This is a genomic window from Alcanivorax sp. DP30 (assembly GCF_009882945.1).
Classification (GTDB): domain Bacteria; phylum Pseudomonadota; class Gammaproteobacteria; order Pseudomonadales; family Alcanivoracaceae; genus Alcanivorax.
The window spans coordinates 289,972-315,740 of record NZ_WTUY01000004.1; the positions used below are offsets into that span (position 1 = coordinate 289,972).

19 protein-coding genes are annotated in these 25,769 nt (G+C 59.6%); 12 read left to right on the plus strand and 7 right to left on the minus strand.

Annotated elements, in window-relative coordinates:
- Positions 1-121: 121 nt before the first annotated feature.
- Positions 122-2,872 carry a hypothetical protein gene (locus GQF00_RS07660; RefSeq protein ID WP_161318581.1) on the minus strand — a complete coding sequence of 917 codons (2,751 nt, stop codon included), beginning with the start codon at positions 2,870-2,872 and terminating at the stop codon, positions 122-124.
- 205 nt (positions 2,873-3,077) lie between these two features.
- Between GQF00_RS07660 and GQF00_RS07665 the strand changes: the two genes are divergently transcribed.
- Complete coding sequence (locus tag GQF00_RS07665) at positions 3,078-5,033, plus strand: CocE/NonD family hydrolase (RefSeq protein ID WP_161318582.1); 1,956 nt, start codon at positions 3,078-3,080, stop codon at positions 5,031-5,033.
- A gap of 603 nt (positions 5,034-5,636) precedes the next feature.
- Here the strand turns inward: GQF00_RS07665 and GQF00_RS07670 are convergent.
- Positions 5,637-6,953 carry an ATP-binding protein gene (locus GQF00_RS07670; protein WP_161318583.1) on the minus strand — a complete coding sequence of 439 codons (1,317 nt, stop codon included), beginning with the start codon at positions 6,951-6,953 and terminating at the stop codon, positions 5,637-5,639.
- 164 nt (positions 6,954-7,117) lie between these two features.
- The gene (ompR, locus tag GQF00_RS07675) at positions 7,118-7,828 is read right to left on the minus strand and encodes a two-component system response regulator OmpR (RefSeq protein ID WP_161318584.1); all 711 of its coding nucleotides are present in this window, start codon (positions 7,826-7,828) and stop codon (positions 7,118-7,120) included.
- 213 nt (positions 7,829-8,041) lie between these two features.
- Between ompR and GQF00_RS07680 the strand changes: the two genes are divergently transcribed.
- The 10 genes from GQF00_RS07680 (at position 8,042) to rsd (ending at position 20,749) form a co-directional block, all read left to right on the plus strand.
- Positions 8,042-9,346 carry an efflux RND transporter periplasmic adaptor subunit gene (locus GQF00_RS07680; protein ID WP_161318585.1) on the plus strand — a complete coding sequence of 435 codons (1,305 nt, stop codon included), beginning with the start codon at positions 8,042-8,044 and terminating at the stop codon, positions 9,344-9,346.
- On the plus strand, positions 9,339-12,947 hold the full coding sequence (locus GQF00_RS07685; protein ID WP_161318586.1) for an efflux RND transporter permease subunit: 3,609 nt from the start codon (positions 9,339-9,341) through the stop codon (positions 12,945-12,947). The genes GQF00_RS07680 and GQF00_RS07685 overlap by 8 nt, the downstream gene beginning before the upstream one ends.
- Before the next feature lie 305 nt (positions 12,948-13,252).
- Positions 13,253-13,615: a PleD family two-component system response regulator gene (locus GQF00_RS07690; protein ID WP_161318587.1), complete on the plus strand. Its 363-nt coding sequence runs from the start codon at positions 13,253-13,255 to the stop codon at positions 13,613-13,615.
- A gap of 145 nt (positions 13,616-13,760) precedes the next feature.
- Positions 13,761-16,109 carry a Tex family protein gene (locus GQF00_RS07695; protein ID WP_161318588.1) on the plus strand — a complete coding sequence of 783 codons (2,349 nt, stop codon included), beginning with the start codon at positions 13,761-13,763 and terminating at the stop codon, positions 16,107-16,109.
- Positions 16,110-16,222: 113 nt separating this feature from the next.
- Entirely contained in the window at positions 16,223-17,785 is a 1,563-nt protein-coding gene (gene gshA, locus GQF00_RS07700) for a glutamate--cysteine ligase (RefSeq protein ID WP_161318589.1), read from the plus strand.
- Positions 17,786-18,031: 246 nt separating this feature from the next.
- Positions 18,032-18,226 carry a ribosome modulation factor gene (locus GQF00_RS07705; RefSeq protein ID WP_161318590.1) on the plus strand — a complete coding sequence of 65 codons (195 nt, stop codon included), beginning with the start codon at positions 18,032-18,034 and terminating at the stop codon, positions 18,224-18,226.
- Positions 18,227-18,419: 193 nt separating this feature from the next.
- A complete protein-coding gene (locus GQF00_RS07710; protein ID WP_161318591.1) occupies positions 18,420-18,923 on the plus strand; it encodes a disulfide bond formation protein B in 504 nt (167 codons plus the stop codon).
- A 6-nt stretch (positions 18,924-18,929) separates the two neighbouring features.
- Positions 18,930-19,301, plus strand: a complete 372-nt coding sequence (locus GQF00_RS07715; protein ID WP_161318592.1) for a CidA/LrgA family protein — start codon at positions 18,930-18,932, stop codon at positions 19,299-19,301.
- Positions 19,291-20,019 carry an LrgB family protein gene (locus GQF00_RS07720; RefSeq protein ID WP_237440436.1) on the plus strand — a complete coding sequence of 243 codons (729 nt, stop codon included), beginning with the start codon at positions 19,291-19,293 and terminating at the stop codon, positions 20,017-20,019. Before GQF00_RS07715 ends, GQF00_RS07720 begins: the two co-directional genes overlap by 11 nt.
- A gap of 247 nt (positions 20,020-20,266) precedes the next feature.
- Positions 20,267-20,749: a sigma D regulator gene (gene rsd, locus GQF00_RS07725; RefSeq protein WP_161318593.1), complete on the plus strand. Its 483-nt coding sequence runs from the start codon at positions 20,267-20,269 to the stop codon at positions 20,747-20,749.
- A 358-nt stretch (positions 20,750-21,107) separates the two neighbouring features.
- Here the strand turns inward: rsd and creD are convergent, their stop codons facing one another.
- The 3 genes from creD to creB all read right to left on the minus strand — a co-directional run bounded on the left by creD (position 21,108) and on the right by creB (position 24,789).
- Positions 21,108-22,466 carry a cell envelope integrity protein CreD gene (gene creD / locus GQF00_RS07730; protein ID WP_161318594.1) on the minus strand — a complete coding sequence of 453 codons (1,359 nt, stop codon included), beginning with the start codon at positions 22,464-22,466 and terminating at the stop codon, positions 21,108-21,110.
- Positions 22,467-22,735: 269 nt separating this feature from the next.
- Positions 22,736-24,136, minus strand: coding sequence for a two-component system sensor histidine kinase CreC (gene creC / locus GQF00_RS07735; protein ID WP_161318595.1), 1,401 nt, complete (start codon positions 24,134-24,136; stop codon positions 22,736-22,738).
- Positions 24,133-24,789 (minus strand): two-component system response regulator CreB, encoded by a 657-nt coding sequence (gene creB, locus GQF00_RS07740; protein ID WP_161318596.1) that lies wholly within the window; start codon positions 24,787-24,789, stop codon positions 24,133-24,135. Before creB ends, creC begins: the two co-directional genes overlap by 4 nt.
- A 74-nt stretch (positions 24,790-24,863) precedes the next feature.
- On the opposite strand from creB, the gene GQF00_RS07745 reads away from it, so the two are divergent.
- Positions 24,864-25,226: an STAS/SEC14 domain-containing protein gene (locus tag GQF00_RS07745; protein ID WP_161318597.1), complete on the plus strand. Its 363-nt coding sequence runs from the start codon at positions 24,864-24,866 to the stop codon at positions 25,224-25,226.
- Between the two features lie 53 nt (positions 25,227-25,279).
- On the opposite strand, the gene GQF00_RS07750 is transcribed toward GQF00_RS07745, so the two are convergent.
- Positions 25,280-25,750, minus strand: coding sequence for a GAF domain-containing protein (locus GQF00_RS07750; protein WP_161318598.1), 471 nt, complete (start codon positions 25,748-25,750; stop codon positions 25,280-25,282).
- Positions 25,751-25,769 lie beyond the last annotated feature (19 nt).

Here is a 25,769-nt window from a genome sequence, read left to right on the forward strand (position 1 = left end):
GTTGAAGAACATCCTTTACCAAATCGAGGTTCAACTCACTGTCACTGCGGCGCGGAACCAAAGGCATGGGGATGACACCACCCCCTCCGCGCCTTTCAACTTTAAACTTTCAACTCATCCCCTAGAACGACAGCCCCGCCACCAGCTGAAAACTGTTCTCGCTGGTGAGGGTGTCATCGTCGGTATAGGCATACTCAAACGCGAAACGCAGTGGCGAGCGATGGAACAGCAACAGCTCAAAATCCAACCCGACAATGGCCTGATTCAGCTCCAGCTCAGCGCCACCAAAATCAATGTCGTAATGCCGATAGCGCAGGTGCAATGCCTCACGGCGCAGTGATACCGGTGACTTGAAGGAGTACCAGGGAAGATTGATCACTTTGGACAGACTAGCCTCACCAAAGCGAACCTGTTCCGCGTAGTAGGTATCATCCAGTGCCGGAATCACTACCCGCGACGGATCATTGGCAATGTAATCCGGTGCCTCGTCCAGCTCCACACCGCGCCGCTCAAACTGATTGGGTGCAGCATTGCTGCGCGAGAACTGGCCCTTTGCCCCCAGATAAAACTCCGCCGGCAGATCGGTCATCAGACTCAGAGTACCGCCGTAACTGTTGTCATCGCGGTCATCCACGCCGTAACCGGTGATGCCAAAATGCTTGTTGGGCAGATAGCTGTTGCCGAACTGTGTGGTTCGACTCAGGCGCCACTGGCCAGCCAGGGGTTCACGTTCGTCAAGGTGATAATCCTGATACCAGGTGCCAGCCAGCTCGCTATACCAGTACCCGGACTGCAGTAAGGGCAGACGCAACTCGGCGCTCAGACCGTGATTGCGCGCTTCCTCTGGCGGTGTCTCACGATCCAGCTGATCATCCAGCACCCAGTATTGCTTCACCCCTCCGATCAGGAAGAACTGGTTGTTGCTGTAGGCCACGCCTCCCAGCTTGGTAAGATCCTCATCGCGATAGCTGAATAAGGTAACCTGATTTTGTTCCAGCGGGTCGGCAAAATTGATCCAAAGGTTATATAGCCCATGCAGATCTTCGGACTCATCTTCCGGTGTGGCGTCATCATCCTCTTGTGAATACAACGAGAAGGACAAATCGGTACCGCTGTAACGCATGGCCGTTAAGGAATGATAACGACGATCCAGTTCCACTGGCTCTGATACGCGCTCCCGGGTCAGATTCTCCGCCTGCCCCTCCTCGGTATCCCAGCGCAGCTGACGTACAAAAGGTACACCCTCCTGCTGTTGCAGCGGCTTCAGGTAATACCCGTAATAGTCCGCCTGTATCGCCACCGCCAGCACCTTGTCATCGTCCAGCAGGCGCGCTGCCACGATGTCATCTTCTGCCAGCACCCGGCTGACCGTGCCCTCCGTATCCACGCGATACAGGGCCGAACCATGCTCGCTGTTGGCTACAAACAGCACTCTGCCCCGACTGTCTATATCGGCGACGACGCCGTAGTAACCCTGATAGCGATAGAGCACTGTCCGGTTGCGATACAGGGTGCGTTCTGCGCCATCCTGAACGAAGTAATAAAGATCATCGCCGCGCACTTCCACACCGGAGTTCACCTGACCATAAAAGGTATCGCCCACATACAGTTGCGGCTGATCATAGGAACTGGCCACGTCGAAATACACCGGCTTGCCGGCCGAGGTATACCCCTGAAGAACCTTGCCGCGCGTGCCATCCTTCAAATAGCTCCCTTCGCTGAACAGACCCTGCGAGATACGCCACGGCGAACTGTAGGCGCTGGCCATGGACCAGGTCTCACCCTCATGACGGAACAACTCGCCGGCGCGATAGGTGCTGCGTTGTTTTTGCAGGTCCCCGGTTTGCCGATTGAGCACCACATGGAAGGGCGCACGCACGTCCTGGGGACTGGCCAGAAAGAACACCTCGTCCGCATCACTGTTCAACGCAGTGAAGTGCCTGGAGGTGATCAGCGGCTCCCCTTCAGACATCACCGCCAGCGCTGCTTTTTGGCTCGCTTGCTCTGCCCATTCGTCAAAGGTGTCATCAAAATTTCTGCCGATGGCCGTGCGCAGTGGAGCATTGGTAACGAATGGCAGATACCAGTAACGGGAACGAATCTTGAAGTAGCTGTTGGTGGCATCCAGGCCGTAATTATCGGCCAGGTAATACTGGTAATGACTACCCAGCACGTAACTGTTTTCGCCGTAAGGGAAATACAGGGTCTGGTTATAGGCGCGCTCCGGCGTCAGATGCCCGGCCTTGGCCTTGGCATTTACCAGCGCATCAAAGCGCCCACTGTAAAGCCGCCCCCCATTGCCATGTCGGGACTCATTCAGTACCGCATTCCCTTCCAGCATGAACGAGGACTCGAAAACGTTAGGGACAATGGCCGGAAAGAAAGGGGTCATGAAAGTCCCGTTACCCAGCACCGTATTCAGGGAACGCGACACCGCATTGTCCTTGGCGTTCATCTGGTAGTTGTGGGCCGTCTCGTGAAACAACAGGGTATCGAGCCAGGAGGTGGTGGCGAAATAATCCACCGCAGAAGCGCCCCCCACATAATTGATCTGGCGGTTGTGGGGAAACTGGGTGGAGAAACCGTTGGCGATCTGGTTGTTGTCGGAGATCAGTCCCACGTAAAGTGGCGCATCCATCCGATAGCCGAAGGTGGCCTCGTAATCCGGCTGCAGATGCTGCTCAATACCGGCGGCATGCTCTGCGAAGGGCCAGTTCTGCTCAGTGAAGATCAGTTCGGTATTGCGAACCGTCGCCTTGTAGTAATCCTCATCATGGGGCACCACCGTTTGATTACGCTGCACCAAGGTTTCCGCCTGTGCGATTGTCGCCATCAGCAGTCCCGATACGATCACCCCAACCATCCCTTTCATTGCCGTTCCCATCGCAAATCAAACAAAGGCCGCAAGCGTAGCAGATTGGCTTCTGCGAACCATTACACAGACTCACAGAACGCATCATTGCGCAAACCAACATCCACCGCATACCAACTGTATTGCATGTTCACATTATTTAGCCTCGGTGGCACTTGCTCCTTTCACGTCCGCCTGACGACAAATAACAATACCGAGGCCAAGTATGCTGACGCCCCATTCAATCCGTTACTGCACCGTCGCGGCCACTACCCTGGCCCTATCCCTGATGCTTTCCGCCTGTGGCGGTGGCAGTTCGTCAGCAGCTCCCTCCAGCCCAGGCAGTAGTGCAACCAGTACTGCTACGCCCAACGCGGGCGAACCTGATGCGGAAACAGAAGCGCCAAGGGCAGTCAATCTGGAGTGGCCGGAGGCCTACCAGCGCGACATCGACTACCCGGGCACCGTCACGCTCCCCCAACAGCTTATTACCCTGCGCGACGGCATTCGTCTGGCCGCCAGCATTACCCTGCCAGCGGATGAAAACGGCAACGCCATCGACGGGCAATTCCCGGTCATCGCCACCTTCACCGGCTACAACCAGTTCTATTCCGCCGGCGTGTTCGCCGATACCGGACTGGTGCAACGGGGCTATGCCTATATCACCGTGGACATGCGCGGCACCGGTGCTTCGGAAGGCAGCTGGCAGGCGTTCAGCCAGATCGATCACGACGACATCGCCGAACTGATCGATTACATCAAGGTGCAACCCTGGAGTAACGGCACCATCGGCATGAATGGCGCGTCTTACATGGGTATTACCGGCCTGCTTGCCGGCGCCACGGAAGATCCGGCGGTGAAGGCCATTTTTGCCGTGGTCCCCATGGCCGATGCCTACCGCGATGTGGTGTTTGGCGGCGGCCAGGTCAATGCCGGTTTCATCCCCCTGTGGGTCACCCTGGTCACCGGACTCGGCCTGATCCCCACTCCCGCCGGTTTTGACAACAACGACCCCGGTTACAGCCTGACCACCCTGTTGCAACACGTGCAGGGCGCCCTCACCGATTTTCAGGTTCCGGTGATCGCCGGTGCCCTGATTGGCGATGAGAATAAATACGACACCCCGTTCTGGCGCATCCGCTCTCCCATCGAGAAGATAGACAAGATCGCAGCTCCCACCTTTGTGGTCGGTGGCCTGCACGACATTTTCCAACGTGGAGAGCCTCTGGTCTACGAGGGCCTGAAAGCGCGCACCAATGCCAAACTGCTGATCGGTCCCTGGACCCACCTGCAGGGTTCATTCGGCGAAGGCCTTCCCGCTGACGGGGTGCCGGACCTGGCCAGCATCCGTCTTGCCTGGTTTGATCATTACCTCAAGAGCATAGACACAGGCGCCGATAACTACCCGCCGGTCACCCAGTTCTACAAGGGCGAAGAGCGTTACGTTACCGCCGCCGACTGGCCACACCCGAAAGCCGTTGCGGACACCTTCTACCTGCACGGCAAGCCGCTACTGCCACTGTTCGGTACCATTACCGAACAGGCACCGTCCGCCAGCTACCAAACCAGCCTGTTGCAGACCCCGCTCAACGGCCTGTGCTCTGCCAGCGCCAGCCAGTGGACTGCCGGCGTGCTTGGCATGATCACCCCGCCCTGCGCCGAGCAAGACAACGTGGTCAACCTGCTGGAAGCGGTCTACACCAGCGCGCCGCTGGACGAGCCCATGGCTATCAATGGCCCGATCACCGGCCAGATCTGGGCTTCCACTACCGCCTTCGATACCAACGTGACCGTTCGCATCAGTGTGGTGGATGAAAACGGTATCGCCCGGCCGCTGACCCACGGCATTCAGATGGCGTCCATGAGCGCCAACGACCCTGAGCGTGCCCGCTATCTGGATGACAAACTGATCCAGCCCTGGCACCCCTACAGCGCCGAAAGTCAGCGCAGCATTACCCCCTTCAAGCCCTTTCAGGTGGATGTGGAGGTGTTTCCCACCAGCGCGCTGATTGCTGCCGGTGAACGACTGCGCGTGAGCGTCGGCGCCAGCGATTTGCCTCACGGCCTCAGTCCACTGCCCGACCTGCTCGCCAGTCTGCTCGGTGCGCTTACGATCTACAGTACCCCGGAGATGTCTTCGCGGGTAAATATTCCGCTGGTGCCAGTAAGCGAGGTGCAATAGAGAGTGTCAGTGCGGAGGCCTGAAAACTGACTTGCCACGGAAACCGCCCGGAAGTGTTGACGCCAAACCGGTTTCGTTTTTGGTGTCAGATGTCGCACATCGGGCCATCGAGCAGTCTTATTCCCGCCGATCCCCGATAAACCAAAAAAAAGGCCGCACAAAAGTGCGGCCCAACGACCTGTGCCAGGGGGCAGCAGGTTATCGGCATTCACAACACGACATGGAACTGCCATTCAAAGAGCAGAACCCGCGTGATGGAATCAGCAGAAATGAGTGTTGGGTGGTGAGGCAATACGGGGCGAAAACCCGTTATCCAGACAGGTCATAATGAGCTCTCCCAAGTCCTTTTGTTCGCTCGCGGCCTGCTTGTCTTTGGTTGTTATCAGGCCGTTCTGTGTTCTCTGTGCTTTTTATATGCAGCTACGCGCGTAAACACAATCCCTCGTTTACGGCCAAAGGCCAGGCGGTCGAATTTCACGGGTTTGCGGTTGAATTCGGCTGCCGAATGGCCTTCATTGATTTCGAGAATGCGCCGCCAGAGAACAGCAAACCGTGAACTGGCGCACAACCGACAAAACTGACAAGCAAATGACCACTGGATGCCTACCGGACACCCGCAGACAGGGACTCCGGTTGCACGAATTGGCCTGTGACCGGGAAGCGTACCGTCACCAACAGACCTCCATGGGGGTGATTGGCCAAGCTCATCTCTCCGTGATGCATGTCCACAATCCGCTTGACGATGGCCAGCCCCAGCCCGCTACCGCTGAGAGTGCGCGCCTTTTCGCCACGGGAAAACGGCTGCAGCAGCAGAGGAATATCTTCCTCCTTCACCCCCTTGCCATGATCACGCAAAGCCAGCACCACCACGTTGTCTTCCACTGCCGTGCGGATCTCCACCGGTGAGGCGCCGTACTTGAGGGCGTTGCCAATCAGATTGGCCAACATGCGCTTCACGGTCAGCCGCTTGAGCATCATCCGCGGCAGGTCATCCAGCTGAAAGCGCAGTTGCTCCGCCGGATACTTGCCCGCAACTTCCTGAATCAGACCATTCAGATTCTCAAAGTCCGGAGTCTCATCCGCCCCGTCACGAATGAAGGCGATGAACTGATCGAGGATGGCATCCATGTCCTCAATGTCTTCGATGATGCCTTTGGCCAGCTCCTCGTCCTGCATGAACTCCGCCGACAGGCGCAGTCGGGTCAGCGGTGTGCGCAAGTCATGGGAGACCCCCGCCAATAGCAGAGCTCTGTCCCGCTGGGCATGCTGCAAATCGCTGGTCATGCGATTGAAGGCCGCATTCACCGCCTGAATTTCTTCCGGCCCGATGGAGGTGTCCAGCACCGATACGGCCTCTCCGCGCCCGACTTTCAACGCCACCCGGGCCAGACGACGCAGGGGCAGATTCAGGCCACGGGCAATCAGCAAGCCACCGATAATGGCCAGCAAGGGCACGGTCACCCCCCAACCCAGCAGCAGATAACGGTCGTAGTCGCGGAAAAACTCCATGGGCACCCGCAACCAATTACCCTGGAACGAGGGCGCGCTGACCCACAGCACCGGCTGGCGATTGTCCTCCAGTCGCACGGTCACTGGCTCATCCAGCATCTGTTCCAGCTCTTCCTTGAAACGGCTGACCACCGGCAGCGACAACAACATGGCGCCCTGATGAAGGTTACTGGGAGTAGCGGCCTCAATACTGGTGGCCCCCGCCAGACGCCCGGCCAGCCGGGCATCCTCATCACCACTGCCGGTAAAGGCCAGCTCCGCCTGCAGCACCGTCAGGCGAGCGTATTCCCGGATCCCGGGCAGGTAGGCATTGCGCGCAAAGAACCACAGGGTCAGCGCCTGACTGATACCAATCACCAGCCCCACCACGATGGCGGAGCGGACAAAGGCGGTGCGGGGATAAAACTTCACTGGCAAGATTCCATGACTGTTTGGGCTGAGAATAACAGGTCGGACATCGCACGTCGGACGCCAACGCCCAAACCATGAATTCCCGGAAGTGCAAGGATAATGCAGCCGAGATTCAGCCTCGTAAGTACAGCGTCAGACATCCGACTTCAGACGTCAGACCTCTCTCAATCCGGAACAAACACATAACCCACGCCCCACACGGTCTGGACGTAGCGGGGCTTGGAGGGATCGTCTTCCAGCAAGCGCCGCAGACGCGACACCTGCACGTCGATGGAGCGCTCCATGGCAGACCATTCGCGGCCCCGGGCCAGGCTCATCAGCTTGTCACGGGTGAGCGGTTCACGGGGGTTCTGCACCAGCGCCTTTAGCACGGCGAATTCACCCGTGGTCAGGCCCTGCGGATCGCCATCGCGGGTCAGGGTGCGGTTGGCCAGATCCAGGGTCCAGGGGCCGAAGCTGACCTGCCCTTCTTCCTTGCTCGGTGCCCCCGGCAATTCACGCACATGGCGACGCAACACGGCACGGATGCGGGCATCCAGTTCCTTGGGATTGAACGGCTTGGGCAGATAGTCATCCGCCCCTGCATCCAGCCCTTCGATCCGTTCAGCGTCATCCCCCTTGGCCGTGAGCATAATGATCGGCATGCTGTTTTCCGCTTCCCGCAGGCGACGGCAAATAGACAAACCATCTTCGCCCGGCAGCATCAGATCCAGTACCATGAGTGAATAGATTTCACGGGACAGGGCACGGTCCATCTGATCGGCATCGCCCACCGCCTTGACGGTGTAACCGGCCTCTTCCAGAAACCGTTGCAACAGGCTGCGCAGTCGCGCATCGTCGTCCACGACGAGAATCTTGTCTTGTTGTTCGCTCACTGGACCTCCCGGGGCTCTGCTGTCAGGCAAGCAGACGAAAAAAATGACGCCATCTAACTGTTTCAGCGTCTGATTTACGCATTATGCTGCGAACGTGCAAGAAATTGGCATGACCAGATTGTTTAAAAACATTGCCGAGCCCATTGCTCCGGCTTGACGGACCCTTGCCACAACGGTCCTTAATCTCAAAAGAAAACAGAAAAGGGGTCGACCTTGCGCGAGCGCCTCAAACAGATTCCACCAGTACCGAGGGTCATGCTGGGCACGCTAGTGGCCATTATCCTGCTGGCTGTATTCAAGCCTCCCGCTGAAACCCGGGATGTCAGCAAGCATTATGACCGGGTACGCTACATGCTTGCCGAGCCTGGCGCCCGTGCCCCGCAAATCCAGCTGTTCGGTCGGGTACAGTCTCCCCGTGCCGCCGGCCTCACTGCGGTAGTGACCGCCAATGTGGCAGACATCCCCGTTCGCGCCGGCAACCGTGTCAGCCAGGGCGACCTGCTAATCCAGCTGGATGACAGCGAAGCGGCACTGGCCCGCGACAGAGCGCGGGCCAGCCGCGATGAAGCCCAGGCCCAGCTGCAGACCACACGGCTGCGCTACGACAGCGACAAACAGAATCTGGTGCTGGAAAAGAAGCTGGCACAACTGGCCGCCGACAACCTTGAGCGTCTGCAGTCGCTGCGCGGCAAGAATCTGGTTTCACAGACCCAGCTGGACCAGGCCGAAGAGGCCAAGGCCCGGGCCGACCTGTCGCTGGCCCAACGCCAACTCAGCGTGAACGACTTCCGCAACGAACTGGCACGCATGGAAGCCCGTCTGGCCAGTGCCAATGCCCAGCTCAAGCAGGCCGAAATGGATCTGGGACGCACCCGCGTGGAGGCCCCCTTCGATGGCACCGTCACCCGCGTGGCCGTGGCCCCCGGTGAGCGGGTTCGCCCCGGCGAGCCCTTGATCAGCCTGTTTGCCGACACCGAACTGGAAGTGCGCGCACAGATTCCCGACCGGCACCTGCCCGCCATCCGGGATGGCCTGCTGCAGGGTGATCTGACCGCCAGCACCCATCTGGAAGGCCAGACTCTCGCCCTCAATCTCAAACGTCTGGCCGGGGACGCCGCCGATGCCCGTGGGGGTATCGACGGTTTGTTTGCTTTTGTTGATGGCGCCCCCGCCGCCGCCCTGGGCCGTCCCATCACCATTACCCTGACGCTGCCCAAACAGGACCAGCTGCTGGCTCTGCCCGCCACATCCCTGCACGGCCTCAACCGGTTGTACCGCATTGATGACGACAATCGCCTGCAGCGGGTGAGCGCGGAGATCGTCGGCGAATCCATGGACGGCGACCAGTCACTGTTGCTGCTCAGGGCGCCGCAACTGGCCGAGGGCGAGCGGGTAATGACCACCCAGCTGCCCCAGGCCATCGTTGGCCTGAAGGTAGATCCGCAACCGGTACCCGGCAGTAATGCCGACCCTGGCGTGACAGAGGAATCATCCAGCACGGAGAATCAGGGTGAGTGAACCCCGCAGCCTGATCGCCAGCTTCACCGGCCACAAGGTGGCCGCCAACCTGCTGATGCTGTTGATGCTGATGCTGGGCCTGCTTGGCCTCACCCGCCTCAACACCCAGCTGTTCCCCAACTTCGAGTTTGATTACGTCACCGTCACCATTCCCTGGCGCGGCGCCAGCCCGGAAGACGTGCAACGCTCCATCACCATTCCGGTGGAGCAGGCCATCAAGACCCTGCCCAACACCAAGAAACTGATCGCCCGCTCCCAGCAGGGAGCCGCCGCCTTCTTTATCGAACTGGAAGCCGGCACCGATCTTGGCCTGGCCCTGGATGAGGTGCGCCAGCGCATCGATTCCATCCGCAACCTGCCCCAGGATGCGGAACGCCCGGTCATCCAGAAGATCACCCGCTATTCGCTGGTCACCAGCATTCTGCTCACCTCCGAGAATGGCAGCCTGGAAGAATTGCGCCATCTGGCTCGCCAGATAGAGGACGAGCTGTTAGCGCTAGGGGTCGGCAAGGTGGAATATGCCGGCATGCCCGAAGAGGAGATGGCCATTCAGGTGCCCGCCGGCACCCTCCACGACCTGCGCATGACCCTGGGCGATATTGCCAACCGGGTGCGCAGCTTCAGCCAGGACACCCCTGCCGGCACCGTGGGCCGCGACGATGCCGCCAAGCAGCTGCGGGCCCTGGGCCAGCGCCGTGATGAACGCGCCTTCGCTGAGCTGCCGTTGATCACCACTGCTGATGGCCAGCAGCTGACCCTGGGCGATGTGGCCATCATCGAACGGCGCCCCCGTGACGATCAGGCCACCCTGACCTACCAGGGCAACCCGGCCATTGAACTGCAGGCCTTGCGCGGCGAAGACGATGACATGCTGGAACTGGCTGACCGCATCCTCAGCTGGGGCGCACAGCGCCAGGCCAGCTTGCCGGAAGGGGTCACGCTCACCTTTCACTCCCAGGCCTGGAAGCTGGTGGAAGATCGCATTTCCACGCTGTTATGGAACGGGATTTCCGGCCTTGTACTGGTCATTCTCACCCTTTATTTCTTCCTCAATGCCAGGGTCGCCTGGTGGGTCACCGTGGGCATTCCGGTGTCATTCATGGCCACGCTGGGGCTGCTGTGGTTCTTCGGCGGCACCATCAACATGATCAGCCTGTTCGGCCTGATCCTGGCCCTGGGTCTGATCGTGGATGACGCCATCGTGGTCGGCGAGGACACCCTGACACATCTGCAGCAGGGGGAATCCGCCCACCGCGCCGCCTTGGGCGGGGCAAGGCGAATGTTCTGGCCAGTGGTCGCCTCCTCCACCACCACCATGGCCGCTTTCCTGCCACTGGGCATGATGAGCGGCGCCATGGGCAAGATCGCCTTCGACATTCCCTTTGTGATGATCTGTGTGATCCTCGCCTCGCTGCTGGAATGTTTCCTGGTCCTGCCCGGCCACCTGCATCACAGTTTCCGGGGACTGCAGATCAAAAGCAGCGGCCTGCGTCAGCGCATTGACGACGGCTTCAACCGTCTGCGCGACGAGAAATTCCGCCCGCTGGTGCACTGGGCCGTGCGCCACCGCCACCTGGTCAGCGTCTCGGCCATCTGCGCCTTTGTACTGGCGCTCACCGTGGTGGCCACCGGCTGGCTCAGGTTCACTTTCTTCCCACCGGTGGACAGCGACCAGATCCGCGCCATCGCCGAATTCACCTCCGGCACCGACCAGGCCCAGGTGAATCAGTTTCTCGATCATCTGGAAGAAACGCTTTATGCCACCAACGAAGAATTGGGTGGTCATCTGGTGCAGACCACCATCATGCACCATGGCGCCGCCGCCGGATTCCCCAGCCCCGGGGGCCGCCAGGACAAGAGCGGCGATGAATACGGCACCCTCATGGCAGAGGTCTACATCGGCGCCGATCGGGAAATCAGTAACGACGAGCTGATCAAGCAGTGGCGTGACAAGGTGAAACTGCCTGCCGGTCTCGAACAGCTGACCATTTCCCAGCCGGAGGCCGGCCCCCCGGGCAAGCCCATTGAGGTCAAACTCACCGGCAATGATGCCGAATCCCTCAAGGAGGCCTCGCTGATCCTGCAGGAGCGTCTGCGGGAATTCTCCGGGGTCAGCAACGTGGACGATGATCTGCCCTACGGCAAGGAGCAGCTCACCTTCCAGCTCACCCCCCAGGGGCGGGCGCTGGGACTGTCACTGAACGATGTGGCCGGTCAACTGCGCGCCGCCTTCGACGGCAACCTGGCCCAGCTCTACAACGAGGAAGATGACGAGGTGGAAGTGCGGCTAATGCTGCCCGACAACGAACGCCGTCGCTTCAGCGCCATCGAACGCCTGCCCATCATCACCCCCCAGGGCGAAGCCGTGCCGCTGCGTGACGTCGTCACCTTCGATGCCCGCAAGGGCGTGGATCTGCTGCGCCGGGTCAACGGGGAACTGGCGGTCACGGTCTATGCCGATCTGGATCCGGAGCAGGGCAACGCCAACGCCATCATCGCTTCGCTCAAGGAAGAGACGCTGCCCGGGCTGCAAGCTCGCTTCGGGGTCGGCGTGGGCTACGAAGGCAAGCTCCAGGAGCAGGCGGACAACCTCCGAGATATGGCCACCGGTGCCCTGCTCGGGTTGGCCATCATCTATATCGTGCTGGCCTGGGTGTTCAGTTCCTATTCCTGGCCGCTGGCAATCATGACCGCCATCTTCTTCGGGCTGACCGGCGCCGTGATTGGCCACCTGTTCACCGCCCCGTTTGGCATCAAGTTCTCCATGTTCTCGGCCATGGGTCTGTTCGGCCTGTCCGGGATTATCGTCAACGACTCCATCGTGCTGGTGAGTTTCTACCAACAGCTGGTGGCCGATGGCATGGAGCGGTTCGAGGCCATCGTGGAAGCCTGCGTACGACGCCTGCGCGCCGTGCTGCTCACCTCCATCACCACCATTGCCGGGCTGACACCGATCCTGTTCGAGACCTCCATGCAGGCCCAGTTCCTCAAACCCATGGCCGTGAGTCTGGTTTTCGGGCTGCTGTTCGGCACCAGCCTTATTCTGCTGGTTGTGCCCGCCATGTTGATGATCATCGAGGAACAACGGGATCGCGTCCGGCATCTGGGACACACCCTGTCAGTCAGCAACTGGGGCAATCTGGCCAGAGCTGTGTGGCGCTTTGATCCGAGCCATTACCGCCGGCAACCAGGCCCCGAAGGACTCGGCGGCCACCTGTGGTGGGTGATGATTCTGGGCCCCTGGTTGTTGCTGATGGTGCTCGGCAAACTGCCCTTGATTATTACCGCGGCCAAGGCCGGCAACCTGCTGGTGGCAGTCTCCGGCGCCCTGCTGTGGGCAACCATGATGGCTCTGGGCGGGCGGTTCCTGTGGCAACTGTTCCGGCGCCGCCAGCAAACCCCGTGCAGTGCCGCCCGCTGGCTGCTCAGCATCGGCATCGGCGGGCTGCTGGCAGCCGCCCTGGCTCCCCTGGCGGGCCCCGAGGCCACCCCCCTGGCCAATGCCTTCTGGTCGCAGAGCCGCACCGCCCTGTGGTTTGCCCTGATCATTCTGCCACTGCTGTTCTGGAGCCGGCGCAGCGCCAGCACCCTTACAAGGTAGCAACTTGCCTGCAAGCGGCCCGAGTCTTGAGGAGCAGACAAAAAGTTTCGAGTGACGAGAAGCGAGCCTGGATCGCTTGCAGGCAAGCTCCCACAGCTGCTGCGGAGAGAGGGACCTTCCGCACTGCAGGGGCCCGTGGAAGGATCGCTGCTTTTGGCGACATTTTGCGTCACAATGCATGCCGCAATTCGACAGATTACCTGCATGGGTTCAGCTGATATGATGCTGAATTGATCGCATAGCAGAACGACAAAGATAACAAGACAGGCCACCAAAGCGGGATGGCCCGGTTTCAGGAGAGCAAGATGGCAAAAATCCTTGTAGTGGATGACTCCCCGACGCAACTTACCAACCTGGTCAAGATCGTAGAAAACCAGGGGCATAGCGTCGTGACCGCCACCAATGGCATGGAAGGCGTCGACAAGGCCCGTGCAGAGCAGCCCGATCTGATTCTCATGGACGTGGTCATGCCGGAGCTGAACGGCTTCCAGGCCACCCGCAAGATCACCCGTGATCCCAATACCGAAAACATTCCGGTGATCCTGGTCACCACCAAGGATCAGGAAACCGACAAGGTGTGGGGCGAACGTCAGGGCGCCTTCGGCTATGTGGTCAAACCACCGGTGGAAGCCGAGCTGGTGGCCATGATCAACAAGGCCCTGGGATAAGCTCCCGGCGCCGCCAGATTCCAAGCCACAGCAGCCAATACAAGTCAATCTGTTAACGACCGGCATCATTCCCTATGATTCCGGTCGTTTTCGTTTTTAAACACCGGAGATCCGCCCGACACGGGTGTGCATATCAGGGAATATCATGCGTAGTATTGAACAGATTATCGCCGAAGAAATCGGCTGCCAGGAACGCCAGGTCAACGCTGCAGTGGCGTTGCTCGACGAAGGTTCCACCGTCCCCTTTATCGCCCGGTACCGCAAAGAGGTGACCGGCGGACTGGACGACACCCAGCTGCGTAATCTGGAAGAACGGCTGCGCTACCTGCGCGAGATGGAAGAGCGCCGCGAGGCCATCCTGAAAAGCATCGCCGAACAGGAAAAGCTGACTCCGGAGCTGGAGAAAGCCATCAAGGCGGCGGATACCAAGACCCGCTTGGAAGATCTCTACCTGCCCTACAAGCCAAAGCGCCGCACCCGCGCACAGGTCGCCCGCGAAGCCGGTCTGGAGCCCCTGGCGGACAGTCTGCTCACCGATCCCACCCAGGACCCCGAGGCTCTGGCCGCCGGCTACCTCAACGAAGAACACAAGATCGCCACCGCCAAGGACGCCCTGGACGGTGCCAAGCAAATCCTCATGGAGCGCTTCGCCGAAGACGCCGAACTGCTCACCCGACTGCGGACCTACCTGTGGGACAAGGCCCAGATCCAGGCCAAGGTGGCCGACGGCAAGGAGAAGGAAGGCGCCAAGTTCAGCGACTACTTCGACCACAGCGAAGCGCTGAAAGACATCCCCAGCCACCGTGCCCTGGCCCTGTTCCGTGGTCGCAATGAAGGCATCCTGCACGTCTCCATGGGACTGCCCGAAGAGCTGGAAACCGCCATTCCGCATCCCTGTGAAGCCATGGTGACTGCGGTCTCCGGCTGGAACCATGAAGGCCGCGCCGCCGATGACTGGCTCAAGGAAGTGATGCGCTGGACCTGGAAGATCAAGCTCAACACTCACCTGGAAACCGAACTGCTGGGCCGCGTGCGCGAGCTGGGCGAGGAGGAAGCCATCCAGGTGTTTGCCCGTAACCTGAAGAGCCTGCTGATGGCCTCCCCGGCCGGCCCCAAGTGCACCATGGGTCTCGATCCGGGCCTGCGTACCGGGGTCAAGGTGGTGGTCGTGGATGCCACCGGCAAGCTGCTGGAGCACAGCACCATCTTCCCGCATCAGCCCAAGAACCAGTGGGACCAGTCCCTGTCCGTGCTGGCCGCCCTGTGCATGAAGCACAAGGTGGAACTGATTGCCATTGGCAACGGTACCGCCAGCCGAGAGACCGACAAGCTGGCCGGTGAAGTGGTCAAGGCCAGCAAGGGCAATATCCAGAAAATCATGGTCTCGGAAGCTGGCGCATCCGTGTACTCGGCCTCCGAAACCGCCGCACGGGAATTCCCCGATCTGGACGTGTCCTTCCGCGGCGCAGTCTCCATCGCCCGCCGCCTGCAGGACCCACTCGCCGAACTGGTGAAGATCGACCCGAAAGCCATTGGTGTGGGCCAGTACCAGCACGACGTGAGCCAGCTGAAGCTGTCCCGTTCCCTGGACGCCGTGGTGGAAGACTGTGTGAACTCCGTGGGCGTGGACGTGAACACCGCCAGCGCGCCGCTGCTGTCACGCATCGCCGGCCTCAACAGCACCATTGCCGGCAACATCGTGACCTACCGGGAAAAGCATGGCGCCTTCGGCTCACGCACCGACCTGAAACAGGTCCCTCGCCTGGGTGACAAGACCTTTGAACAGGCCGCCGGCTTCCTGCGCATCATGGACGCCGCCAACCCGTTGGACAGCTCTTCCGTGCACCCGGAAGCCTATCCGCTGGTGGAAAAAATCGCCCAGAAACACGGCCGCCCGATGAAAGAACTGATCGGCGATGTGCCCTTCCTGAAGAAGGTCAACGCCAGCGAGTTCACTGATGACAATTTTGGTCTGCCCACCGTCACCGACATCCTCAGCGAGCTGGAAAAACCCGGTCGAGATCCACGTCCGGAGTTCAAGGCCGCAGTATTCAAGGAAGGGGTGGAAACCCTCAAGGACCTGAAGCCCTCCATGATCCTGGAAGGCACTGTCACCAATGTGACCAACTTCGGCGCCTTCGTGGATATCGGTGTTCACCAGGATGGCCTGGTGCATGTGTCTGCTCTATCCGACAAGTTCGTTGAAGATCCGCACACCGTGGTCAAGCCCGGCGACATCGTCAAGGTGAAGGTGCTGGAAGTGGATCTGGACCGCAAACGCATCAGCCTGACCATGCGCATGGATGACCAGCCCCAGGAGAAAGCCGCCGGGCAGCGTCCTGCCGGTGCCCGCCCTGGCAATGGTGGCCAGCGTCGTCAGCAGGCTGGCAACAAGCCACGCGGTGGCGGCCAGCCCCAGCAAAGCGGCGGCACCTTTGCCGATCTGTTTGCCAAGGCCAAGCAAGACCAGAAAAAAGGCAAGAAACGCCTGTAACATCGTAGGGGCAGTCAGACTGACTTTTCACCGTCACACAGCTGCCCCATGATTGTCGGATTACCGTCACACCCGCCGCCGGCAACGACCGGCGGCATGGACCGGGCCCAAGCATGAAACAACTCGAACAGCGTATCCAAGCCCTGCTCGACTCCGATGCCGCCGCCACTCTGGCCGGTATCCGTCGCGGGATCGAAAAGGAAAGCTTGCGCATCACCACCGATGGCACGCTGGCGCAAACGCCCCATCCCGAGGCCCTTGGCTCCGCCCTGACGCATCCCTATATCACCACCGATTATTCCGAAGCGCTGCTGGAATTCATCACCCCGGCCACCACCGAGGTGCACAAACCACTGGCGTTCCTGGAACAGCTGCACCGCTATGTGTACAGCCACATCGGCGACGAAGTGCTGTGGGTGAATTCCATGCCCTGCATGATCAGCAAGGACAGCGACGTACCCGTCGCCCAGTACGGCAGCTCCAACGTGGGGCGCATGAAAACCGTCTACCGGGAAGGCCTGGGGCATCGCTACGGTCGCAAGATGCAGACCATTGCGGGCATCCATTACAACTTTTCCTACCCGGAAGAGTTCTGGAAACTGAACCAGCTGCTGGAAAAGGAGAACGCGCCGCTACAGGACTATATCTCGCGCCGCTACTTCGACCTGACCCGCAACTTCCAGCGCTACTCCTGGTTGCTGGTATACCTGTTCGGCGCCTCACCGGCGCTGTGCAAATCCTTCCTGGCCGGGCGCGAGCATCAGCTTGATACCTTTGACCACACCCTCTACAAGCCAAACGCCACCAGCCTGCGGATGAGCGATCTGGGCTACCAGAATAATGCCCAGTCCTCCCTGGCCATCAGTTACAACAGCCTGGATGAATACGTCGACACGCTGACCCATGCCATCAAGACCCCGGAAGCCGCCTACGAAAAGTTCGGAGTGAAAGATGCGGCCGGCAACTATCAGCAGCTCAACGCCAACATCCTGCAAATCGAAAACGAGTACTACTCGTCTATCCGCCCCAAGCGCACCATCAATCAGGGCGAACGCCCCACCACCGCTCTGCAGAAGCGCGGCGTGGAATATATCGAAATTCGCGCTCTGGACCTGAACCCCTTCGAGCCGGTGGGCATCAACCAGCAGGAGATCCGTTTCCTGGATCTGTTCGCCACCTATTGCCTGCTGCGCGAATCCCCGCTGCTGGAGAAATGCGACTTCAACGCCAGCAAGGAAAACCTGCAACGCGTGGTCTACGAAGGCCGCAACACTGCGGTTGAACTGTGCAACTGGGGTAAGGCCGTCACCCTGAAAGACTGGGCCACGGAAAAGCTGGAACAGATGCAGCCCATCGCCGAACTGTTCGATCGTGCCCACGGCGGCAGTGATTATGCAAACGCCCTGGCACGCCAGCAGGAAAAGATCTGCACCCCGGATGCCACCCCATCGGCGCGCATTCTGGAAAAACTGGAAAGCCGTCAGCAAAGCTTCTTCCAGTTCGCCATGAACCAGGCCCTGTCCCACCGCGATCACTTCCTGTCCCGCCAGCGTTGCGATGAAACCAACGCCCGTCTGGAACAACTGGCCGCCAGCAGCCTGTCAGAGCAGACCGCCTGGGAGCAAGCTGACAAGCAGACCTTCGACGAATATCTCGCTGACTACTTCAAGGATTAAAACGCCAAAGGGGAGTAGCCCGTAACGCGTTCCGAAAGGTTGCGGCACGATTTCAGTTTTTCGGCACTCATTACCCGAAATCTGCGACTCCCCATGCCTTGCCCCCGGGGCCCCTGTCACACTCCCCATGACCACCCGTACACGTTGTTGCACTTTACGTCGCATTCACTACAAAAATTCGCGCTATTCCCCTATGCAACATCACCGCCAATGCTAGTCTCAAAGCATGGATCAGGGAGATTCAGCATGAATCCGAACCAGCAACAACGGAAGAAAGCCTACAATCAAGGCTGCATGTGGGGACTGGGCGGGGGTGACAGCAACCGCTGCCCTTATATGGCCGACGATCCGCTCACCCAATGGTGGTATCAGGGCTGGGAAGCCGGTATGGATGCCTGGAACGAACGTAACCACCACACCAGCCCGGCCCGTCAGGCCTGAGCTGCAGCCAGCCTCCTCGCGTCTGCCTGCCAGTTTCTGGGGAAGCAAGCGTACGACAGCGAGATATGCCCACCTTTCGGACTCACACAAAGCCACACGCCCGCCGTTGCGTCACGCCCCATTATCGCTCCAGCCTTGCCGCCACCGGTGCTTTTCCCTAACCTTCCGGCGTCAACGAATGAAAGAGCCCACCATGACGTCCATCATCCCTGCTCCGCGACTGCTTAACCTGCTTGCCCTGCTGGCCTGCATTTTTGCCATGGCTGGCGCCCTCTATCTGCAACATGTGGATGGCCTGGAACCCTGCCCGTTGTGCATTTTCCAGCGCGTGGGGGTCATTGCCGCCGCCCTGATATTGCTGGTGGCCGCCGTGCATGGCCCGAAACGGATTGGCGTTCGCATCTACGCCGTACTCACCGCCCTGGCCGCCATCGGCGGCGGCGCGGTTTCCATCCGCCATATCTGGCTGCAGAACCTGCCGCCGGATCAGGTGCCCGCCTGTGGTCCCGGCCTGGAATACATGCTCGACGTCTTCCCCCTGCAGAACGTGGTCCAACAGGTGCTGGCCGGCTCCGGCGAATGTGCCGAGCTGGACTGGAGCTTTCTCGGCCTGAGTCTGCCGGCCTGGTCGCTGGTGGTCTTTTCCGGTCTGTTACTGGTGGCATTGATTCAGCTGTTCCGCCCTCTGCCACGCTGATTGACCATGATCGACGGCCTCCTGATTCTGCTGTTTTTTCAGTTCCTCGGTGAAGTGGTCATTCGCCTCACCGGCCTCCCACTACCTGCCCCCGTACTGGGCATGGTGTTGTTGCTGCTCGCATTGCTGCTTAACGCCCCCTTCAGCCAGCGAGTCGCCCCGGCCGCCGGCGCCCTGATCAAGCACATCAGTCTGCTGATCTTTCCGCTGGGTGTGGGCATCGTGTTGCAGTGGGACCGCTATCAGGACAACGCCCTGGCCCTGGTCGTGGCCGTGGTGGGCGGCACCCTGCTCAGCCTTGTGCTGGTCACGCTCATGCTCAAGCTCCTGATGGGCGGCAAGCATCGGGAAAAGGGAGGCGACGGCCATGGACACTGAAATGCACGGCCTGGCAGGTCTGGTGCACACCCCCCTGTTCGGCATTCTGCTGACCCTGATCAGCTACCGTTTTGCCCTGTGGGTGTACGGCAAAAGCAATAGCCTGCCCCTGTTTCACCCCTTCCTGGTGGCCTCCATCCCGGTGATTGTGGTACTGCCCCTGGTGGGCGTGAACTACGAAGAATACCGCGAGCAAACCACCCTGATCGCCTTCCTGCTGGGCCCTGCCACGGTGGCCCTGGCCTGGCCCCTGTATCGCCAGCTGCATACCGTGCGCAGCGTACTCACCCCCATTATCATCGCCACCGTGATTGGCGCCTTCATTGCCGCAGGCATTTCCGTGGGCCTGGCCTGGTGGCTGGGTGCGCCGCAGGATGTGATCGCTTCCCTGGCCCCCAAATCCATCACCACCCCCATTGCTGTGGAAGTGGTGAAATCCACCGGCGGCTCGGAATCGCTTGTCGCCGGCGCCGTAGCCATCACCGGCATCGTCGGGGCGCTGGCAGCGGGACCGGTGTTCCGCTTGCTGAAAGTGAATGATGATCGCATCCGCGGCTTCGCGCTGGGCCTGGTTGCCCATGCCATCGGTACTGCACGCGCCTTTGAATATGGTGAAAAAGCCGGTGCTTTCAGTGGCCTGGCGCTGGGTCTGTGCGGACTGGTCACCGCCCTGGCCTTGCCCTGGATCTGGCCCTGGATTGCCGGATTCCTCTCCTGAGCTGTGCGCCGGGACACACTTTCCCGGCCCCGGCCTCACAAGCACAAAAACCTCTCTGGTTATAAAAAATTCGTCTTTAGCGGCAAGTTCCTGACCGCTCTCTGTTTTTTCCGATCAAGCCGTTCGGCAAAGTATCACGCCCCATTCTGCCCATTGCGATCTCCCGTACCGACAGCCTAGTCTCGATAGCCCGTAGGGAAAACGGCACAGCGTCATCACTCAGCCATTCCACTAAGGAGGACACACAATGGCGAGCACCTCAACGGCAGCCATCGAACAATGGCAACGCATCGAAACCCTGGTCAAAGCCTGGCTGGATGAACGCCAGCAACTGATCGTACTGCTCTGCACATTGCAGGGCATTCGAGGCTTCAGTCCCCAGCAGCCCCGGCACAAACAGTTGCAGCAGTTCTGCGAATTATTGATGGACTACATCAGCGCCGGCTACTTTGAGGTGTACCGCGAACTGGTCAACGAAGCCCGCCATTTCCATCGCGAAAATCCCGCTCTCACCCAGCACATCCTGCGTCAGCTGGACAATTCCACCGACGAAGCGCTGGCCTTCAATGCGGACTTCGAGAATCCCGAGCGCAATGCCGATCTGAAATCAGCCCTGCCACAACGCATCAGCCAGTTAATGCAAACCCTGGAAGAGCGTTTCGCCCTGGAAGATCAACTGATCCTGAGTATTCACCAGCAGGAGCCGCCGTTACGACAGGCGATGCATTGAACAATGCTGACTGCTTAGCGCAGCAGGCAACACGCGAAAACCCCGGGAGTATCCCTGGGGTGCGCCTGTCGTTACTCGCGATCTGCACCCAACACCGTCGTTCAGCTGCAGAGTGTCAAACTCTGCGAATGGCTGCCCTGTCCCGATCCGTGCAGCCTCAACAAGTCTTGCCCCCGCTGCTTCGCACCGAGCCGCCACCACACCATGCCAAGACATCGAATCGCATCGCGATCATCTGCGCGCAGTGCCAGTGCCTGCTGCGCCAGGCGTAATGCCTGACACAGCAACCACTCTGAACACCCGGGCTGTTGTCGTGATCTCATCAGCAGGGCATGGATCGTCACCCGGACCGCCCGCTTCATGTTTCCAGCCCATCGGCAGCTGCCGGCTTCTCGCTGGATCGTCCTGCGGCAAAGCCGTACCAGTCCAGTTTTCGGGTGACCAGCATCACCACCGACAGGGCAGCGAACAACAACATGGCCCCAAGCAGCAACGCATAGTCTTCGGCCATGAGAATCCCGTAGATCAGTCCCTGCACCAACAGCAAGCTACCGGCAAATCCCCAGCCGGAAACCGGTGAGCGCATCACTGCCATCAGGTAGACACCTATCAGTGCACAGCATGACAACGCTGCCGACAAATACGCCCAGATAAAATCCACATGTTCGCTCAGCGCCACCAACAGCAGATAGAACATGGCCAGCGCCAGCCCCACCAACAGATACTGCATCGCGTGCAGCGGATAGCGACGCAGCACTTCAAACAGGAAGAAAGCCGCAAAGGTCAGACCGACAATCAGAAAGGAATACTTCAGCGCTCTTTCACTTGAGAGAAGCCCAGTGACTGGCTGCACCAGCCTTACCCGCAGTGCCTGATCCGGCTCACTGCACAAGCCATTGCCGCCGGCACAATGAATGGCACTGGCCGCGGCCAGACTGTTGGTGCGCCATTGACTGGAGAATCCGTCCGCGCGCACCTCTCTTTCCACAGGCAACACCAACCCTTCAAAGCTGGGATGCGGCCAATCTGCACGCAGAGCCATACGGGTTTCCTTGGCCAGCGGCAACGCCGCCAGGGATTCCGTGCCATTCAGATTCAGGCGCACCTTTACCGTAAAGGCGCCGTGGATATTTTTCGGCAATTGCACGGCCACTGCGCCATCTCCCAATCCGGAAGGAAGCTGCTCCGTTTCCACCAGCGGCAACGCCACATCGTTGACGAAAATCTGCGGACGCTCCACCAAACCACGCAAATCCGCGACCTGCATAACCAGCAGAGGGGCATCCGATGAAACCACCTGCTCTGGCGATTGCATCCGGTTCCAGCTGGCCGGGAAAACGGCTTCCAGTTGCAGCAAACTGCGATACACCGGCGTTCCGTAAATACCGCGATAACGCATTTGCGTCTGCAGTTCACCATCAACGCTCAGGGTATCCGGAATGGCACTTTCCATAATGCGTCGGTGTCGCTCAACCCGACAATCCTTCGGCGCCTCGCAATCGGATTTCTCTGTCAGATAACGACGGATTCGTGGCACCACCAACACCGGCCCACTGATCAACTGCTCGCCACTGACCTGGCGGGCGATCTCGTTCTTTACATGCCAGGCCTCATTGCTACGATCGCGTACCTTGCCCTGGATCATCATCAACGGCACCACCAACACCAGCATCAACCCGGCGATAGTGAGCATTTTCAATAACAGACTGTTTCGCATGGTTCCTCTCCCTCATTGATTGATGGAAAGGATGAAGAAGGAATGGGAGGGTTTTGTGGGGATTGTGTGGGGAAAGGACAGCTACGAGCTTCGAGCTCAAAACCGAAGGGATCAAAAAGGCACAGGCGGCCCTGTGTGGGAGTCTGCCTGCAGACGATTACCGTTGATTTCACCCGATGTTATTCGTGTGCAGGCACACACAGTAAACCAGTAAATCCCTGCCCTCTTCCGCCTTGCTTTTGACTTTCCTTGTCGCTTGTCGCTTGAGGCTATAAAAACAGTGACACCACCACACCATCGACGGTGTTTTCTACCTTCAGGGTGCCGTCGTGCAGGCTGGCAATTTCCTGAACCATGGCCAGACCCAGGCCGGAACTTTTTTCCTGATCCGGGGCAGGCAGAGAGTAGAACCGTTCGGTGACACGGGAAAGCGCATAGTCCGGAATTCGCGGGCCGCAGTTTTCCACCTGCAACGCAGCCCCTTTTACCCGGACCACAAGATCAGATCCTGGCTCCGCAAAACGCAGGGCATTATCCAGCAGATTGAACAGCGCCAACTGCAGCGTTTCAGGTTCCGCATTCAAGGCGCCACCCTCAACCTTCAATGACAAGCGTTTCTCTGCCAGCAACGCATAACGGCTGGCTTGCCACTGCTGCACCATGGCACCGACATCCACCTGCTGTTTCTGTGCCGGCAAACTTTCCAGCTTTTCCAGTCTCGCCATGGCCAGCAAGCGATCAAGCAAATCACTGAGGCGTACGCTTTCGTGCACCACGTTGTCCGTAAATCGTTCCAGCTCCGGATCATGAATTTCGTCAGCCAGAATTTCACCGGCACCACGAATGGCTGCCAGCGGGCTTTTCATTTCATGGGTCAGCATGGTCACGTTCTCTTCCAGCCGCGAGCGATCCTCCAGCTTGCGGCGCATGGCGGTGACCGAATCCGCCAGGGCTCGAATCTCGTCCCTGCCACGGAATTGCGGAGGCGAGGCTCGCTCCCCCGCCGCCACCGCTTCGGCATAACGCTGCAACCGCTTCACCCGCTGGCTCAGCCACCACACCAGCAACCCGCCCAGTACCAGACAGAATAGCAACACACCACTGCCGTAGAGCATCAGGCGCCGCTCCGCCCGCTGGATGAAAGGTTCGATAGATCGCCCGGCCTTGCCCAGACTGATAACCCCAATCAGGCTGCCGGCATCGCGAATGGGCGCGGCCACATACATCACCGACGTGGAAGGGTCGTCAGGATCACTGCGCGTGGTACGGGCGCCATAACTGCCTTGCAGGGTCAGATACACATCGTTCCAGCGGGAGAAATCTTCGCCTTCGTCGCGACCCCGGGAATCAAACAACACCTTGCCGTCTGGCCCGGTGATATACACATGTGTATGAATAGTGCCTTTCCTCATACCCCAGATGTCCGCGTCCGGGGTACGCACGGCGTAACGCTGCAGCGCTTCACGCAACTTGGGGGTAATGACGACGGCCCCATTCTGCGCATCCACCGCCACCATTTCTGCCAGCAGATTTGCCGCATCCACCAGGGTTTCTTCCGCCGACTGACGCACCAGCGGCTTGGCCTGGCTGAACACCATATCCAGCACGAACCAGCCCAGCACACCGAGAATCAGGAAATAGAAAAGCAGCAACCGCTGACCGAGTTTCACGGGCGCTCCAGGTAATAGCCGATACCACGCCGGGTGGCGATCAGGGTGTCCGCCTGCAATGGCTTGAGCTTGGCCCGCAGGGTCTTGATGTGGGTATCCACGCTGCGTTCAAAGCTGTCTTCATCGCTGTCACAGATATCCAGCAGGTGAGCCCGACTGAATACCTGACCGGGGTGCTGAATCATGGCCGACAGGATCCGGTACTCGGAACGCGTCAACGCCAGCGCTTCTCCCTGGCAGAGAATCCGTGCCCCCGCTTCATCCACTTGCCAGAAAGAGGCCGGCGCTCGAGGCGATAGCCGTTTGAGAATGGCACGAATACGCGCCACCACTTCCCGGGGGCTGAACGGCTTGGTGACATAGTCATCGCCGCCCAGTTCGATACCCAGAATCCGGTCCACTTCTTCCTGGCGGGCGGTGAGGAACAGGACAGGGATATCGCTGCTCTGTCGCAACCGTTTGAGCACCTCGAAACCATTGATATCCGGCAGCCCCACATCCAGCACCATGAGGTCCACCTTGCCGAAAGCCAGCCGGCTCAGCGCCTCCTCACCCAACAGCACATGACTCACAGTGAAGTGCTCCCGCTGCAGCGCAAACATCAGCGGCTCCGCAATGCGCGGTTCATCATCAACAATTAAAATGTGAGTCACGAGCGAGATCCCTTGCCAGTTATCGTGGCATGATAACCAGAGCAACGTCGTCACCCAAGGAAAGGAGACACACCATGCTGGAACGCATCGACAATCTGCCCGAGGATACCGTGGGCGTCAGTGGCCACGGAGAACTGACCGCCAGTGACTACAAAGAGGTCCTGATCCCGGCCATCGAGGCCGCGCTGAGCGACCATCACCAGATCAATTTCCTGTATGAACTGGGCCCGGCCTTCGAATCCTTTTCCGCCGGCGCCTTGCTGCAGGATGCCCTGCTCGGCCTCAAACATCCGCTCAGCTGGCACAAGATCGCCGTGGTCACGAGCCACGACTGGATCGCCAGACTGGTCAGCCAGGCCAGCGCCATCATCCCCGGTGAAGTGAGGGTGTTTGAATGGGCGGAGCAGAAGGATGCGTTAAGCTGGCTGGCGAGCTGAGAAAACCAGCTACGAGCCACGAGCTTTGAGCAAACCACAACCCATTCTCGTTTTTAGTTTGTCGCTCGCAGCTCATCACTCGAAGCTCGAAGCTGTTTACTCAATATCAACGCATCCAGCAAGTCCTTGCCGGCACTGTGCAGTTCGCGGATATCTTTCAGAAAGAAGGTCTTGCAGGCCTCGGTCTGAACCACCAGAACCCCGTAAAGCACGCTGTCACATTCCAGTGGAATACCCAGATAGCTGCGGTAATGCTCCTCGTCGGAGCCGTCGATGTGAAAGTAATCCTTGTGGTTCTGAATGTCCCGCGCCACTACCGGGCTGCGGGAGCGAGCCACCTTGCCGGTGAGCCCCTGAGAAAAGGTCAGGGTGGCACCCAGCACACTCTGGTTCAGGCCACTGGTGGCAACAATCGCCAGAGTCTGGTTGACCACATCCGCCTGATACAGGCTGCACACCTGCACACTAAGTCGGTTTCTTACCGAGTCCACACGGGCCTGCATAAAATCCGGGGGAAGAGGCACGGTACTTCCTTGGCTGTTT